The sequence below is a fragment of the Ramlibacter henchirensis genome (assembly GCF_004682015.1).
Taxonomy (GTDB): domain Bacteria; phylum Pseudomonadota; class Gammaproteobacteria; order Burkholderiales; family Burkholderiaceae_C; genus Ramlibacter; species Ramlibacter henchirensis.
In genome coordinates this window covers 498,778-514,348 of record NZ_SMLM01000001.1, presented here as the reverse complement: position 1 = coordinate 514,348, position 15,571 = coordinate 498,778, and the positions used below count along the sequence as shown (strand labels likewise).

General features: G+C 69.9%; 14 protein-coding genes. 11 read left to right on the top strand and 3 right to left on the bottom strand.

Going from position 1 to position 15,571, the window contains the following annotated elements:
* Positions 1–114 precede the first annotated feature (114 nt).
* The 4 genes from EZ313_RS02565 to EZ313_RS02550 all read left to right on the top strand — a co-directional run bounded on the left by EZ313_RS02565 (position 115) and on the right by EZ313_RS02550 (position 4,311).
* The gene (locus EZ313_RS02565; RefSeq protein ID WP_240788508.1) at positions 115–399 is read left to right on the top strand and encodes a GIY-YIG nuclease family protein; all 285 of its coding nucleotides are present in this window, start codon (positions 115–117) and stop codon (positions 397–399) included.
* Positions 392–1,105, top strand: coding sequence for an RNA pseudouridine synthase (locus EZ313_RS02560; protein ID WP_135261652.1), 714 nt, complete (start codon positions 392–394; stop codon positions 1,103–1,105). The genes EZ313_RS02565 and EZ313_RS02560 overlap by 8 nt, the downstream gene beginning before the upstream one ends.
* Before the next feature lie 380 nt (positions 1,106–1,485).
* A complete protein-coding gene (locus EZ313_RS02555) occupies positions 1,486–2,853 on the top strand; it encodes a glutamine synthetase family protein (RefSeq protein ID WP_135261651.1) in 1,368 nt (455 codons plus the stop codon).
* A gap of 12 nt (positions 2,854–2,865) precedes the next feature.
* Positions 2,866–4,311 carry an aspartate aminotransferase family protein gene (locus EZ313_RS02550; protein ID WP_205960314.1) on the top strand — a complete coding sequence of 482 codons (1,446 nt, stop codon included), beginning with the start codon at positions 2,866–2,868 and terminating at the stop codon, positions 4,309–4,311.
* A 34-nt stretch (positions 4,312–4,345) separates the two neighbouring features.
* Here the strand turns inward: EZ313_RS02550 and EZ313_RS02545 are convergent, their stop codons facing one another.
* Positions 4,346–5,500 (bottom strand): methyltransferase, encoded by a 1,155-nt coding sequence (locus EZ313_RS02545; protein WP_135261650.1) that lies wholly within the window; start codon positions 5,498–5,500, stop codon positions 4,346–4,348.
* 81 nt (positions 5,501–5,581) lie between these two features.
* Here EZ313_RS02545 and EZ313_RS02540 point away from each other — a divergent pair, with 81 nt between their 5' ends.
* The 3 genes from EZ313_RS02540 to EZ313_RS02530 all read left to right on the top strand — a co-directional run bounded on the left by EZ313_RS02540 (position 5,582) and on the right by EZ313_RS02530 (position 9,895).
* Positions 5,582–6,859 carry a BaiN/RdsA family NAD(P)/FAD-dependent oxidoreductase gene (locus EZ313_RS02540; protein ID WP_276606937.1) on the top strand — a complete coding sequence of 426 codons (1,278 nt, stop codon included), beginning with the start codon at positions 5,582–5,584 and terminating at the stop codon, positions 6,857–6,859.
* A 436-nt stretch (positions 6,860–7,295) separates the two neighbouring features.
* Positions 7,296–8,393, top strand: a complete 1,098-nt coding sequence (locus tag EZ313_RS02535) for a hypothetical protein (protein WP_135261649.1) — start codon at positions 7,296–7,298, stop codon at positions 8,391–8,393.
* 59 nt (positions 8,394–8,452) lie between these two features.
* On the top strand, positions 8,453–9,895 hold the full coding sequence (locus EZ313_RS02530; protein WP_240788507.1) for an RNB domain-containing ribonuclease: 1,443 nt from the start codon (positions 8,453–8,455) through the stop codon (positions 9,893–9,895).
* Between the two features lie 12 nt (positions 9,896–9,907).
* On the opposite strand, the gene EZ313_RS02525 is transcribed toward EZ313_RS02530, so the two are convergent.
* Complete coding sequence (locus EZ313_RS02525) at positions 9,908–10,273, bottom strand: carboxymuconolactone decarboxylase family protein (RefSeq protein ID WP_135261648.1); 366 nt, start codon at positions 10,271–10,273, stop codon at positions 9,908–9,910.
* A gap of 62 nt (positions 10,274–10,335) precedes the next feature.
* Between EZ313_RS02525 and EZ313_RS02520 the strand changes: the two genes are divergently transcribed.
* From EZ313_RS02520 to EZ313_RS02510, 3 genes are read left to right on the top strand one after another with little or no spacing between them, the layout of a single operon-like run.
* The gene (locus EZ313_RS02520) at positions 10,336–11,247 is read left to right on the top strand and encodes an HpcH/HpaI aldolase/citrate lyase family protein (protein WP_135261647.1); all 912 of its coding nucleotides are present in this window, start codon (positions 10,336–10,338) and stop codon (positions 11,245–11,247) included.
* The gene (locus EZ313_RS02515) at positions 11,244–12,416 is read left to right on the top strand and encodes a CaiB/BaiF CoA transferase family protein (protein WP_135261646.1); all 1,173 of its coding nucleotides are present in this window, start codon (positions 11,244–11,246) and stop codon (positions 12,414–12,416) included. The genes EZ313_RS02520 and EZ313_RS02515 overlap by 4 nt, the downstream gene beginning before the upstream one ends.
* The gene (locus tag EZ313_RS02510) at positions 12,413–13,402 is read left to right on the top strand and encodes a Bug family tripartite tricarboxylate transporter substrate binding protein (protein ID WP_135261645.1); all 990 of its coding nucleotides are present in this window, start codon (positions 12,413–12,415) and stop codon (positions 13,400–13,402) included. Before EZ313_RS02515 ends, EZ313_RS02510 begins: the two co-directional genes overlap by 4 nt.
* 9 nt (positions 13,403–13,411) lie before the next feature.
* Here the strand turns inward: EZ313_RS02510 and EZ313_RS02505 are convergent, their stop codons facing one another.
* Complete coding sequence (locus EZ313_RS02505) at positions 13,412–14,227, bottom strand: trypsin-like serine peptidase (RefSeq protein WP_240788506.1); 816 nt, start codon at positions 14,225–14,227, stop codon at positions 13,412–13,414.
* Positions 14,228–14,407: 180 nt separating this feature from the next.
* Here EZ313_RS02505 and EZ313_RS02500 point away from each other — a divergent pair, with 180 nt between their 5' ends.
* On the top strand, positions 14,408–15,544 hold the full coding sequence (locus EZ313_RS02500) for an extracellular catalytic domain type 1 short-chain-length polyhydroxyalkanoate depolymerase (protein WP_135261644.1): 1,137 nt from the start codon (positions 14,408–14,410) through the stop codon (positions 15,542–15,544).
* Positions 15,545–15,571: the final 27 nt, after the last annotated feature.

Sequence of the window (15,571 nt, the reverse complement as noted above, 5' to 3'; positions counted from 1 at the left end):
GCCGGTCGTATGGATGCGGTGGCCGTTGGAACGTCCCGGAATCGCGCCGCACGGCATCACCGATGCGGGCGAAGCAGCCCGCCCCAGATCCGCGCGTCAGTCCACAATGCATTCGTGCATGGAAAGTCGAGCAACCGCCGGAGCGCGCCCTACTGGCTCTATCTCCTTGAATGCGAGGGTGGCGTGTACTACGCCGGGATCGCGCTCGACGTGGAGCAGCGGTTCCTGCAGCATGCCTGCGGACTGGGCGCAAGGTTCACGCGCGCGCGGCCGCCGATGCGTGTCCTGGCCGCCCGCGAATTCCCGAGCAAGGGGGACGCACTCAGGGCCGAACTGCAGCTCAAGGCGCTGCCTCGCTCGCGAAAGCTCGCCTTCTTCGAGGGTGCGGAGCGTGCCTGACGAACCGAAACGCCTGTCGAAGGTCGTTGCAGCCCTGGTGCCCTGCTCGCGGCGCGAGGCGGAGCAGTACATCGCCGAAGGCTGGGTGCGCGTGGACGGCAACGTCGTGGAAGAGCCGCAGTTCCGGGTTGCGGGAGAGAGGGTCGAAATCGATCCTCGCGCGAACCTGCAGCCGGCGGCGCCGGCGACGTTCCTGATGCACAAGCCGGCGGGCATGAGCACCGCCGCGGCGCTGGCGTCGCTCGGCGCGGCGACGCATTGGCCGCAAGACGCTTCGGGCATCCGCCCGGTCAAGAGCCACCGCGCGGGGCTGGTCCCCCTGCTCGCGCTGCCCGTGCAGGCCGAGGGGCTCTCCGTCTTCAGCCAGGACGGAAGGATCGTGCGCAAGCTGCGCGAGGACGCCCACCTGATCGAGCAGGAACTGCTCGCGGAGGTGGCCGGCGCCATCGTCGCGGGCGGCTTGCCGCGCCTGCGTGAAGGCCTGGTGTTCGAGGGGCGCGCCCTGCCGCCGGCGCACGTGAGCTGGCAGAGCGAGGCCCGCTTGCGCTTCGCGGTCAAGGCCATCCCACCGGAGATGCTGCCCTGGATGTGCGCGCAGGTCGGCCTGACGCTCACGGCCCTCAAGCGGATCCGCATCGGCCGCGTCCCCATGGCGGGCCTGCCGCCCGGCCAGTGGCGGTATCTCGCGCACGGCGAGCGCTTCTAGCGCAGCACGACATGGGAGCACCTCGGCAGCACAACTCAGCTGTCCTGGCTCCAACGGGCCATGCCGTGCAGCCATGCCGGAGCTGAACAGCGCCTACGCTCGACCAGGACGCGCTTCGCCGTGCCTGGGCTGGAGCCGCCGAAGCTGATCGAGGAGCGTTTACCCGCAGTTCGCCTCTCAGGCGCGAGGCTGATGGATACGATGACTTCGTGGGCTCCGCTAGCGACGACATCACCAGGCGCAAAGGCGCGACAGATTTGCGCCGTCGCTATCGACCGCGTGGCAGCGCCGAGGCGGTCCGGCCGGACGGCCTTGTCGTTTCCTCCGGACCGGACACCGCCACGCCCCTCCGCCCGCGGACACCTTCGAGCGCCTCCACCATGCAAGACCGCCGGCAGTTCCAGTTCGCCGAGCTGGACAATTGGCTCAACGAGCACCGCGTCACGGAGATCGAATGCCTCGTGCCGGACCTCACCGGCGTGGCGCGGGGGAAGATCCTTCCGCGCGAGAAGTTCACCGAGGACCGCGGCATGCGGCTTCCCGAAGTCGTGGTCGCCATGAGCGTCACGGGTGAATATCCGAATGACGGGCCCTATTTCGACGTCGTGAGCCGCAACGATGCCGACATGCACCTGGTCGCCGACCCGACGACCGTCCGGATCGTGCCCTGGGCGGTGGACCCGACGGCGCAGGTGATCCACGACTGCTACGACCGCCACGGCCGGCTGGTGCCGTTCGCGCCGCGGGCGGTGCTGCGCCGCGTCTGCGAGCTGTTCGACCGCAGGGGGTGGACTCCCGTGGTCGCGCCGGAACTGGAGTTCTACCTCGTGGCGCGCAACACCGACCCCGACCTGCCACTGAGGGCGCCCGTCGGCCGCAGCGGCCGCGCCGAGACTTCGCGCCAGGCGTACTCGATCGACGCCGTCAACGAGTTCGACCCGCTGTTCGAGGACGTCTACGACTACTGCGAGAAGATGGAACTGAACGTGGACACGCTGATCCACGAGGTGGGTGCCGGCCAGATGGAGATCAACTTCTTCCATTCGGCGCCGATGGCACTGGCCGACGAGGTCTTCCTGTTCAAGCGCACCGTCCGCGAAGCGGCGCTGCGGCACGACATGTACGCCACCTTCATGGCCAAGCCGATCGCCGGGGAGCCGGGCAGCGCCATGCACGTGCACCAGAGCCTGGTCAGCCAGGACGGGGAACGCAACCTGTTCAGCAACGAGGACGGCACGCCCAGCCGGGAGTTCTACTGGTACATCGGCGGCCTGCAGAAATACATCCCGGCCGCCATGGCGCTCTTCGCGCCGTACGTCAACAGCTACCGGCGCCTCGAGCGGTTCACCGCCGCGCCGATCAACATCCAGTGGGGCGTCGACAACCGGACGGTCGGGATCCGCTCCCCGGTTTCCACGCCGCGGGCCCGCCGCGTCGAGAACAGGGTCATCGGCGCGGACGCGAACCCCTACGTCGCCCTGGCCGCCACGCTGGCCTGCGGCTTGCTGGGCATCGAGCAGCGCATCAACCCCACCGAGGAGTGCAAGGGGAGCGCCTACCAGAGCGCGTTCGAGCTCCCCCGCAGCCTCAGCGAGGCGGTGTCGCTGCTGCGCGCCGAACACGACCTGGCCGAGGTTCTCGGCAAGGAGTTCCTGACCGTGTACGCGGAGATCAAGGACCTCGAGCACGAGGAATTCATGAGGGTGATCTCGCCCTGGGAGCGCGAGCACTTGCTGCTCCATGTCTGACAGGGGGACCCCATGACCGCCAACACGCCTGCCTTCAACATGGACCTGCCGCCGTTCGCAAGGCGCAGCACCCGGGAGTGGCAAGCCGCGGACGCAGCCCATTTCCTGCACCCGTTCACGGACCACCAGGCGCTCGCCACCAAGGGAGTGCGCGTGATCACGCACGGGGACGGCGTGTACGTGTGGGACAGCGATGGCCGGCGGATCTTCGACGCCATGTCGGGCCTGTGGTGCGTGAACGTCGGCTATGGCCAGGGCGCCCTCATCGAGGCTGCCGCGCAGCAGATGCGGACCCTGCCCTACTACAACGCCTTCTTCCAGACCACGACGCCGCCGGCCACCGCCCTCGCCGAGCGGCTGGCCGCGGTGACGCCGGCGCAGTTCCGGCACGTGTTCTTCAGCAGCTCCGGCTCGGAAGCCAACGACACGGTCATCCGGTTGGTGCGCCGCTACTGGGACCTGATGGGGCAGCCCGAGCGCAAGGTGATCGTCTCGCGGCTCAACGCCTACCACGGCTCCACGATGGCGGCGGCGTCGCTCGGCGGCATGGCGGCCATGCACACGCAGGGAGGACTGCCCATCCCGGGCATCGCCCACATCGACCAGCCGCATTTCTGGGCACACCGCCACGGCGCGGCGAAGGGCCTCTCGCGCGAGGAGTTCGGTGTCGTCGCCGCCCGCTGGCTGGAGGAGAAGATCGCGGAGATCGGCCCCGACAAGGTCGCGGCCTTCATCGGTGAGCCGGTGCAGGGCGCCGGCGGCGTGGTCGTGCCGCCGTCCACCTACTGGCCCGAGATCCAGCGCATCTGCGACCGCCACGGCATCCTGCTGGTGAGCGACGAGGTCGTGTGCGGCTTCGGACGCACGGGCCGGTGGTGGGGCTGCGAGACCTTCGGGACCCGGCCGGACCTGATGACATTCGCGAAAGGCGTGACCAGCGGGTATGTCCCGCTGGGCGGCGTGATGGTCGGGGAGCGTGTCGCGCGGGTGCTGATCGAGCGCGGCGGAGAGTTCGAACACGGCTACACGTACTCGGGCCACCCGGTGGCCTGCGCAGTGGCCCTGGCGAACCTGGACGTGATCGAGCAGCAGCAGCTGGTGCAGCGGGTGCGCGAAGACACCGGCCCCTACCTGGCGCAGCAGCTCGCGAACCTGCTGGATCACCCGATGGTCGGGGAGGTCCAGAGCTGCGGGCTGATGGCCGCGATCCAGTTGTGCCGCGATATCCCCCTGCGCGAATCGTTCGCTCCGGAGATCGCCATCGGGATGGCGTGCCGCGGGCACTGTTTCGACAACGGCCTGGTGATGCGCGCGGTGGGCGACCGGATGATCGTCGCGCCTCCGCTGATCATGACGCGCGCGCAGGTGGACGAGATGTGCGGGCTGATCCGGCAAGCCCTGGATCGCACTTACGCGCAGGCCCGAACGGCGGGGTGGGTGGCGCAGGCCGCCGGTTGACGGCACATCGCGAGGGGCGGACGTAGCCCCTGGGTCAGGCTGCACCGAGGCGCCAGAGGGAGGTGATTTCGCGGCTCCGGGCCGTGGCCAGCGGATCACTGGTGTCGCCGGCCTTCGGATGCCGGGGCCGGACGTCCAGCCGCTCGCGAACGGCGAGCCCGCCGGCGTCGAAGAGCGCGAGCAATTCGTCCCGGGTACGCAGACCCAGGTGCTCGGCCAGGTCGGACAGCACCAGCCAGCCCTCGCCTCCTGGCGCGAGCCGCTCGCGCAGCCTGCCCAGGAACCCGCGCAGCATGCGGCTGTCGGGGTCGTAGACGGCGTGCTCCAGCATGGAGCTGGGCTTGCCCGGCAGCCACGGTGGGTTGCAGACGATGAGCGGTGCCTCTCCGGCCGGAAACAGGTCGGCTTCGACGAGCTCGATCCGGTCCTGCAGATGCAGCCGCTGGATGTTGTCGCGAGCGCAGGCGACTGCACGGGGACTCAGGTCTGTTGCCACGACGCGCGCGATCCCGCGGCGCGCCAGCACCGCTGCGATCACGCCGGTGCCGGTGCCGATGTCCCAGGCCAGCGAGACGCCGGCAGGCAGGGCCGCCCGCGCGATCAGGTCGAGGTACTCCCCGCGTACCGGCGAGAACACGCCGTAGTGCGGGTGGATGCGGTTGCGCGGCGGCGGTCCTAGCGCCGGCACCTCCACGCCCTCCTTGCGCCATTCATGCGCCCCCACCAGACCGATCAGTTCGCGCAGCGCCACGACGCAAGCCTGTCCGTCCGGCGGCCCCCAGGCCTCGCCGCACGCCGCGCGCAGGTCGGGCGCGCGGCGAAGACCGATGCCATGGTCGCCGCCGACTTCGATGACCAGCATGCCGAGCACCCGTGCCCGGCGCCCCTGCGCCTGCCGGTACCGGTAGAAAACCTCGGAAGGTTTCGCGGGTGCGGCTACGGGCTTGCGGGCCGCGCGGTCGAGCCTGCGGGCGAGCGCCTGGAGGAGCTGTCGCGCGTTCTGGAAGTCGCCCCGCCAGAGCAGCGCCGTCCCTTCGCAGGCGAGGCGATAGGCCAGGTCGGCAGGCATCTGGTCGTCGGCAAGCTGCACGCGCTTGGGTACCGGCCAGCCCGATTCCGAACGCCACCGCGCCTGACGCTGCTCGCCACCTTCCTGCCACTGGAGGACCGCTACGTCCGAAGGGTTCATCGTGACCGATTGTGCGCGGGTGGATTGGCGTGAGACGGGTGTGCACGCTGCCGAGTCGGCGGGGGGCAAGACAATCTCGCGGTGACTTCTTTTCCCTTGCGCGCCGCCGTGATCGGCGGCGGACCGGCCGGCCTGATGGCGGCCGAGGTGCTGGCCGAGCATGGCGTGCCGGTCGATTTGTTCGATGCCATGCCGTCCGTGGGCCGCAAATTCCTGCTCGCCGGGCGCGGCGGCCTGAATCTCACCCACTCGGAACGTCCCGAATCCTTTCTTGCCCGCTACGGGGAGCGCAGCAGTGCGCTGCGGGAGGCGATCTCGGCCTTCGGAGCCGAGGAGGTCCGGCGCTGGGCTGCCGGCCTGGGCGTCGAGACCTTCGTGGGGACTTCCGGGCGCGTCTTCCCGACCGACATGAAGGCCGCGCCGTTGTTGCGCGCGTGGCTGCACCGGCTGCGCGCCGCCGGCGTGCGGCTGCACACGCGGCACCGCTGGAAGGGATGGGATCCCTCGACGGGTGACCTCCTCTTCGATGCACCTGCGGGACGCATCGCCCACGCGGCGCAGGCAGTTGTTCTCGCGTTGGGAGGCGCAAGCTGGCCGCGCCTGGGCTCCGATGGGACGTGGGTGCCGCTCCTGGCCGCGCGCGGCGTTCCCATCGAGCCGCTGCAGCCCGCCAACTGTGGATTCGACGTGGCGCCCACGCGCGCGGGTGGCGCGGGGTGGAGCGACCACGTGCGCCAGCGGTATGCGGGCCAGCCGGTCAAGCCAGTGGCCGCCCGCATGGACACCCAGCCGCCGGAGGACAGCCGGCAAGGCGAGTTCGTGTTGACGGAGACCGGCATCGAAGGCAGCCTGGTGTACGCCTTTTCGGCGCGGCTGCGCAATGAGATCGCCAGGCATGGCCGTGCCACCTGGATCATCGACCTGCTGCCGCAACACAGCCCGGCCCAGGTGCTGGCGGAAACCCGCCGCCCGCGCGGCTCGCGCAGCCTGTCCACCCACCTCAAGAGCCGGCTGGGCATTGCCGCTCTCAAGATGGCCTTGCTGCACGAGGTGCTCTCGCCGCAGCAGCTCGATGATCCCGAGCGCCTGGCCACCGCCCTGAAGGCGCTGCCGCTGACACTGGCCCGGCCCCGCCCGGTCGAAGAGGCGATCAGCACGGCGGGTGGCGTCCGCCTGGAAGCGCTGGATGCCGATGGCATGCTGCGCGACCTGCCCGGCGTGTTCTGCGCCGGCGAGATGCTCGACTGGGACGCGCCGACCGGCGGCTACCTGCTCACCGCCTGTTTCGCCACGGGCCGGCTCGCGGGGCAAGGTGCGGCGCGGTGGTTACGCCAGCGGCCGCCCGCGATCGCTGGCTGATGTCCGCTCAGGCTTCGTAGGCGCCGTCGCGTTCCTGGTGCCCCTATGGGAACGCCTCTAACCTCATCAAAACGGTAACTGTTCGGTTCATCAGCGGTTGGCAGCCGCTGATCTACCGCCGAGCTTGCCGCCCCCATCGGCTGGGCTTACTGCGTACTTCCGCGTCGGCTCCGTGCGCGCGTGCCGGGCGAACGCGCCGCCGTCGTGATGTCCTCCACGAAATCCTCAAGCTCATGTTTGCTCACGTTTGTAGTCGGGCGCCTACAGCTTGTCAGACGGGACCTACTAGATTCGCGTCCATCGCTGAGCCGCAGCTTTCAAGCGCCGCTGTCCGTAGCCACCCGGACAGGACCTGAAACGCAAAGCTCATCCTCCGACCGGGCAACAGGCGCGCTCGAGCGCCGCACGCAATGCCCCCGACCTGGACGTGTAACTCATGACGAGACAGATTTTGTTCCGCGCCGGCCCCGTTGCCGCCTTGGCGATCCTCGCCGCCTGTGGCGGCGGCGGAGGTGGCGCCCTGGACAGCGGCAGCACCACGACGGGCGTGCAGGTCGCGCAATCGGAAACCGTCCTCGCCGGCTCCACCAGGACTGAGCCCCCCGAGATCCCTGTGGCGGCCAGCTCCAACGCCTGGCTGCAGGTCGGCAATCCGGATGATGCGTACTGGATGGAAGACAACCGCTGGGGGCAGAGCGGCATCACGGAAGGCCCGAACGCCCACCAGTTCGAACAGCAGATCGGCGTGAGCCCCAACGTCGGCCCGAACGGCGAGGTCGCTTTCCGCATGAAGTGGCGCTGGCCGAATCCCCCCGGCTCGGCCGAAGTGAAGGGCTTTCCCTCGGTCCTGAACGGCCGCCGCCCCGGGTACTACAGCACCGGCACCACCGTGGACGGCGACCCCGTGCGCCTGCCGAACGGCTCGACCCTGCAGCAGGCGCCCACCGGCCACACACCGGGGACGCTGTTCCCGATGCAGCTGCCGGTGAAGTCGCTGAAGGCCAAGTTCAACTTCGCGCACCTGTCGGCGCCGACGGGCCAGGGGCAGCTCACGTTCGATATCTGGCTGCAGTCCGGCGCGAAGCAGGACACGGGCTTCCTGAACTCGTCGATCACGCACGAGATCATGGTTCCGCTGTCCCACTGGGGCAACTATGGCGCGCACAACGTGCCCGACGGACGCAAACCCCACTGGTTCGACCACACCGCGACCATCGGCGGCAAGGAGTACCACGTTTACGCCACCAAGAGCGCCGCTGACGGCTGCCTGCGCTACGACTTCATGAACCTCAACGGCAGTTACGGAAGGACCGGGTGGAAGATGATTGCCTTCGTGCCTGCTGTCCTGCCGGCCGACCCCGGCGAGATCGACCTGGCTGCCATCATCAACTACGTCGCCACCCGCGCCGACTCTTGCGGCGAGAAGTGGGCTGTGGGCAACGAGCACGTGGCCAGCGTCGAGTTGGGCGTCGAGCCAGTTGCGGGCGCCGGTGACATCACCGTGTACGACTACAAAGTTTGGGGCGCCAAGTAGTTGTTTCGGGGGCATGCAGTCAGCCCCGCGACAGCGCCAGCCCCGGCTAAAGTCCACCGGTGCCGACCCCACCCCTCCTGGCCATCGCCGTGCAAGCCATGCAGACGCATGGCCTGGAGCCCGACTTCCCTGCAGCAGCGCTGCTCGAGGCCAATGCCGCCCGCCCGCCTGCGCCGCACGCCGACATCCGCGACCTGCGCGCCCTCGCCTGGTTCTCCATCGACAACGACGACACGCAGGACCTGGACCAGCTGAGCGTTGCGGAGTCCCTTCCCGGCGGCGCGACGCGCCTGCTCGTGGCCATCGCCGACGTCGACGCCCTGGCGCGCCGCGGCAGTGCCGTGGATGCGCACGCGGCCCTCAACACCACTTCGGTCTACACGGCGGCCGGCACGTTCCCCATGCTCCCGCCCGTGTTGTCGACGGACCGCACCTCCCTGCACGAGGGGCAGGAGCGGCTGGCCGTGGTGGTCGAGATGCAGGTCGAGGACGACGGCGCCGTCACGCAGCACCAGCTCTACCGCGCGGCGGTGACGAACCAGGCGAAGCTCACCTACGACGGCGTCTCGCGCTGGCTCGATGGCGACGGGCCGCTCCCCGCGTCGGCCTCCTCGGCTCGCATCCAGGAGCAGGTGCGCCTGCACGACCACCTCGCAACGCGCTTGCGTCGATGGCGCCAGCGCCGCGGCGCGCTGGACGTGCGGACCCCGGCCGCCCGGCCCGTGCTGGAGCAAGGCCGGCTCATCGACCTGCGTGCGGACGACCGCAACCGCGCGAAGGACCTCATCGCCGACGTCATGATCGCGACCAATGCGGCGACGGCTCGCTTCCTGGCGCAGGCTGGCTTTCCGTCGTTGCGGCGCTTCCTGCAGTCGCCGCGCCGGTGGGACCGCATCGAGGCCCTCGCGGCGGCGCTCGGCACGGTGCTGCCGCCGGAGCCGGACGCGGTGGCGCTCGAGCGTTTCCTGACCGACCAGCGCACGCGCGACCCCGAGGGGTTCGGCGACCTGTCGCTGCGCGTGGTCAAGATGCTGGGTTCGGGCTCGTACGTGGCCGCGGCGCCGGGCGCCCCCGAGCTGAGGCACTTCGGCCTGGCCGTGAGCGACTATGCGCACTCCACCGCGCCGAATCGCCGCTACCCCGATCTGGTGACGCAGCGCCTGGTGAAAGCGTGCCTCGCCGGCGAAGCGCCGCCTTATTCGCACGCCGCCCTGGCCGAACTTGCCCGCCACTGCACCTTGCAGGAAGACAACGCGAACAAGGTGGAGCGGACGGTTCTCAAGGCGGCGGGCGCCGCGCTTCTCCAGGGTCGGATCGGCGATGCGTTCGACGCGATCGTCACCGGCGCGGCGCCCAAGGGCACCTACGTGCGCATCGCGCAGCCCCTGCTGGAAGGCCGCTTGGTGCGCGGCGTCGAAGGCCTGGATGTGGGCGATGCACTGCGGGTGCGGCTGGTCGGGGTGGACGCGGCCCGAGGGTATATCGATCTCGAACGCGCCTGAGGCTTGCCGGCGTTACGCGCCGTCGATCACCTCGGCCGCGCTGCGGAAGGCGTCCACCGCCGCCGGGAAGCCGCAGTACACGCTGGCGTGCAGGAAGATCTCCTGCAACTCCTCTTTCGTCACGCCGTTGTTCAGCGCGCCGCGCACGTGGACCTTCAGCTCGTGCATGCGGCCGAGCGCCACCAGCATCGAGACCGTGACGATGCTGCGCGTGCGCAGGTCGATGCCCTTGCGCTGCCACGTATTGCCCCAGGCGTGGCGCGTGACCAGCTCCTGCAGCGGCGCCGTGAACTGCGTCGCCTTGCCGAGGGCGGTGTCGACATAGGCGTCGCCGAGCACTGCGCGGCGGGTCGCGAGACCATTCTTGTCGAGATCCATGAACGCTCCTTGAATGAGGCCCCGCAGCTTAGCGGTCCGCGCGACCGCGCCACAATGATTTCATGAATCCCACCACCCTCGAACCCTGTTCCATGCTGTTCGTGCCGGCCGACACGGACCGCTTTCTCGCCAAGGCCGGGCAGCGCGGCGCCGACGCGCTGATCCTGGACCTCGAGGACGCCGTGGCCCGTCCGGCCAAGCCGGCGGCTCGCGCGAATCTCGCGGCGTTCGTGCCTCGCCTACAGGAAAGCGCGGGCGTGCCGATCTACGTCCGCGTGAACAACGAGCCCGACTTGCTTGCGGCCGACCTGGAGGCGTCCATCGCCGCGGGCGCCGACGGGCTGCTCGTGCCCAAGGTCGAGTCGCCCCGGCAGGTGGTCCAGCTCGACGCGGAGATGCGGGCGCTCGAGGAACGCTTCGGACGGCCCAGCGGCGGCATCCGCGTGGTCGCGCTGCTCGAATCTCCGCTGGCCATCTGCAATGCGCCAGCGATCGCGCAATCCTCGCCCCGGCTGGCCGCCCTGCTCTTCGGCACCGAGGACTTCGGCGCCGCGACGGGCATCGCCTCGGCACCGGAAGGCATGGCCATGCCTGCGCAAATGCTCGCGCTGGCGGCGGCAGCCGCAGGACTGCAACCCATGGGCTTGCCCGGCACGGTCGCCGAGTTCACCGACATGCAGGCCTACCGCGCGGTGGCGCTGAAGGCGAAGGCGATCGGCATGCGCGGCGCCATCTGCATCCATCCGGCGCAGGTGCCGGTCATCAACGAGGTCTTCGGGGGCACCTCCGAGGAAGCCGACAACGCGCGGCGCCTGCTCGAGGTGTTCGACGCGTCGGTGGCAGCGGGCCGTGGCGCGGTCGCGCACGAGGGCCGCATGATCGACGAACCGATCGCCATCAAGGCGCGCAAGTTCCTCGCGCGCTACGATGCGCTGCAGGCGCGCCGCTCGCGCGCCCGCAAGGAGGCAGCATGAAAGACAGCGCCGCCAGCCGGCTGCCCCTGGCGGGGATCCGCGTGCTGGATCTCTCGCGCCTCATGGCGGGCAACATGCTCACGCTGCAGCTGGCCGATTTCGGCGCCGAGGTCGTCAAGGTCGAAAGCGCGCAGGGCGACACGCTGCGCGACTGGAAGAACGACGGCAAGGCCCTGTGGTGGAAGGTCTACGGCCGCAACAAGAAGAGCATCCGCCTCGACCTGAAGGACGAAGGCGATCGCAACGCGCTGCTCGGCCTGGTGCCGCAGGCGCACGTCGTGATCGAGAGCTTCCGCCACCACGGAATGGAGGATTTCGGGCTGGGCCCCGACGACCTGCACGCGGCCAACCCGAAGCTCGTGATCGTCCGCATCTCCGGCTGGGGACAGACGGGCCCTTATGCGGAGCGGCCGGGGTTCGGGACGCTGGTGGAGGCGTTCAGCGGCTTCGCCGAACGCAACGGCTTTCCGGACAAGCCGCCGGCCCTGCCGAACCTGGGCCTGGCCGACATGATCGCCGGCCTCTCGGGCGCGTTCGCCACGCTCGCCGCGGTGCGTGAAGTGGAAGTGAATGGAGGACTGGGCCAGGTGGTGGACCTGTCGCTGCTGGAGCCGATGATCGGCGTGCTCGGCCCCGACGCGGCGATCTACCAGCACACCGGCAAGCGCCCGCGCAGGCTCGGCAACCGCGCGGAAAACGCCGCGCCGCGCAATGCTTACCTGTGCAGCGACGGGCACTGGATGGTGATGTCCGGCTCCACGCAGCGCATGGCCGAACGCGTGCTGGCCGCCATCGGCAGGCCCGAGCTCGCGCGCGATCCGCGCTTCATCGACAACGCCGCGCGCATCGCCCACGTGGATGCGCTGGACGAGCTGATCGGCGGCTTCGTCGCGCAACGCACGCTGCAGGAGAACCTCGCGCATTTCGGCAGGCACGAGGTGACGGTCGGGCCGGTGCTCAACGTCGACGAACTGATGGAGCATCCGCACGTGAAGGAGCGCGAAGTCCTGGTCGAGGTGCCCGACCCCGAGCTCGGAAGCGTCGTGATGCACAACGTCTTTCCGCGCCTGTCGCGCACGCCGGGACGCATCCGCACCCCCGCGCCCCGCATCGGGCAGGACCAGGACCTGATCGAGCCGCGAACCCGCAAACAGGAGACAGGATCATGACCCCCATCGACTCCCTGCGCCGGCGCATCGCCGGCGGCCTCGCGCTGGCGCCGCTCGCTTCCAGCGTGCCCGCGCTGGCGCAGGCGCAGCTTCCCAAGTCCATCGTCCTGCTGGTGCCGCAGGCGGCCGGCGGCTCCAACGACGTCATGGCGCGCAACGTCGCGGCGCGCCTGCCGCAGTTCCTGCCGGGATCGAACGTCGTCGTGGAGAACAGGCCGGGCGCCGGCGGCAACGTCGGGTCGGCGTGGGTGGCGAAGTCCGCGCCGAAGGACGGCAGCGTGTGGCTCGTCACGGTCAACAGCGCCCAGGCGGTGAACCCCAGCCTGTACAAGTCCACCGGGTTCGACCCGATCAACGACTTCGAACCGGTGGCGGGCATCGCCGTCGTGCAGCACGCCATCGTCGTCAAGCCGAATTTCCCCGCCAACACGCTGGCGGAACTGATCGCGCTGGCCCGCAAGGAGCCGGGCAAGCTGAGCTACGGCTCCTCCGGCAACGGCACCTTTTCGCACCTGCTGATGGAGATGGCGAAGAAGTCGCAGGGCGTGCAGATCACGCACGTGCCCTACAAGGGCGTCGCGCCGGCGCTCACCGACGTGATCGGCGGCAACCTCGACATCATGGTCAGCACCATCCCGGCCTGCCTGCAGTTCGTGAAATCGGGTCAGCTCAAGGCGCTGGCGGTGCCCTCACTGCAGCGTGCGCCCGCGCTGCCGAACGTTCCGCTCGCGAACGAAGCCGTGCCGGGCCTCGTGGGCGAGCTCTGGGTGGCGATGTATGCACCCAAGGGCGTGCCGAAGGAACACATCGACCAGATGCGCAAGGCCGTCGCGTCCGTGCAGGCCATGCCCGAGATGGAAGCCTTCTTCGCTGCGCAGGGTGCGACCGCCATGAAGGCCGGGCCCGCGGAGCTGGCCGCGATCACCCGCGACGAGATCACCCGCTGGGCGCCGGTCATCCGCGACGCGGGGATGAAGGTGGATTGAAGGCGCGCGTCACGCCTGCCCGGCAAGCGGCCCGGCGTGCGGGGACCGCTCCTCCGTGAGCGTCATCAGGATGTCCGCGTACCAGGCGCAGTTGAGCCCCAGGAAATCGTCCTGCTCCGAGTCGCGCCCGCCCATGTCCATGCGCGACGAATGCACGCCCAGCAGCTTCCAGGGCATATCGGAAGGGTCATCCGCGATCTTCATCAGCACGGGGCTGCCGCTGGAACCCCGGTGGGCACGCGCGTCCGTGAGGAAATAGCCCTGGCGCTGGAACCGCACGCCGAATGCCGAAGCGATGATCGCGTGCCTGGCGACCGGGAGATGGTGGACGGTGTCGTGGAAACCGAGCGGATAGCCCAGGAGCACCAGCGGCGCGCCGATCTGGGCTGAATGAAACGTTTGCAGCAGGTGCTCCGGGGTGAACCAGCGCAGGTGCGGCGATGGCGGCAATGCCGACTCGTCGATCTCCAGCGCGGCAACGTCGATCGCCCCCGCTGCATCGCGGCCCTGGTGCCAGACCGCCTGGCGGTCCCTGAACAGGTCGCAGGACAACACCGCCCATTTCGACAGGTCGCGGGCGTCCGTGTGCACCGCGACTTCGACGCGATCGGGTGAGTGGCCCGTGGGTTCGTCGGAGAGCACGTGCCGGCTCGTCACGACGTAAAGGCGCCCGTCACGCTTGAAGAAGAAGCCGCTCGCGCGGGTGAGCAGCACCTGCCCGGCAAAGGTGGAGACCTGGGTGGCGGTGAGAAGCACCGGCTCGATCAGCGTGGGATCCAGCCCGTGCGGCGGCTGCTGCGGCGATGCAGGAGGCGGGGCGTTCATTGCAGGGGAGGCTTCCCCGCCGATGGTGCCCTGTCCAGGCGCCGGCCGTGCAGCATGTTTCGAAACTTTTTGTCGACCCACACCGATTGTTTCTTCCGCCGCCCTTGCGCGCTCCGCCGCCGGGCCCCACCTGCAGTGATCGCCGCCTGCTCCGGGCGTCCTTGTTCCTGCCGAAAGCCCATGCACCAAGATTTCCAGCACCTCCTCCAGGAAGCGACCCTCCTCACCCGGCGCGGTGACCTGATGGCCGCCACCCGCGCGATCCAGCAAGCCCTGCACCAGGGCGGCCTCGATACCGGCGGGGACGTGATCGACGTGCAGGCACGCGAAGTGCCGGATGCCGAACTCCCTGCCCTGCCCGCCCCCCACCTGTCCGAGTGGTCCCGCGTGCGTGATCGGCAAGCCCGGCCCGACCCCGTCGTCCCGCCCCCGGCACCCCAGGCGCCGCCCGAGCCGGGGAAAGGAGCCTTCATCCACGGCCGGCACGGCGGCGCCAACCTCGCAGGCCGCGACTACAAGCTGTTCATCCCGCCCGGCGCCGGCAGCCGGCCGATGCCGCTGGTGCTGATGCTGCACGGCTGCACGCAGGACCCGGACGACTTCGCCGCGGGCACGCGCATGAACGAGCTGGCCCAGGCCCAGGGGTTCTTCGTGCTCTACCCCGCGCAGTCGCAGCGCGCGAATCCGCAGCGCTGCTGGAACTGGTTCAAGTCCAACCACCAGGGGCGTGGGCGCGGGGAGCCGGAGCTGCTCGCGGGCATGGTGCGAGACGTCATGGCACGCCATCCGATCGACCCGGCCCGCGTGTACGTGGCGGGCCTGTCGGCCGGCGGCGCGATGGCCGCGATCGTGGCGGCCGCCTATCCGGAGCTCTTTGCCGCCGTGGGCGTCCATTCGGGCCTGGCGCCCGGGGCTGCGCAGGATGTCCCCTCCGCTTTCGAGGCGATGAAAAGCGGCGCGGCGCGCAAGCCTCGCCCGCTTCCCGTGCCGACGATCGTCTTCCACGGGGATGCCGACACCACGGTGCATCCCACCAATGGCCGGCAGGTCATCGCGGCGGCGGCCGGCGCAGGAGGCACCAGCACGGCCTCGGAGGAACTGCGCGCGAACGGCCGGCGAACGGCCACGCGGCAGGTCCACCGGGATGCAGCGGGAGCGGTGGCGATGGAGCACTGGACCGTCCACGGGTCGCCGCATGCGTGGTCGGGTGGCAGCGCGCGCGGCAGCTACACGGATCCGCAGGGGCCGGATGCGAGTGCCGAGATGCTCCGCTTCTTCTTCGAACACCCGCGCGGGACGCGACCCGCCGCGAATTGAAGCGCGCGGCGGCACTCACGAGCTGCG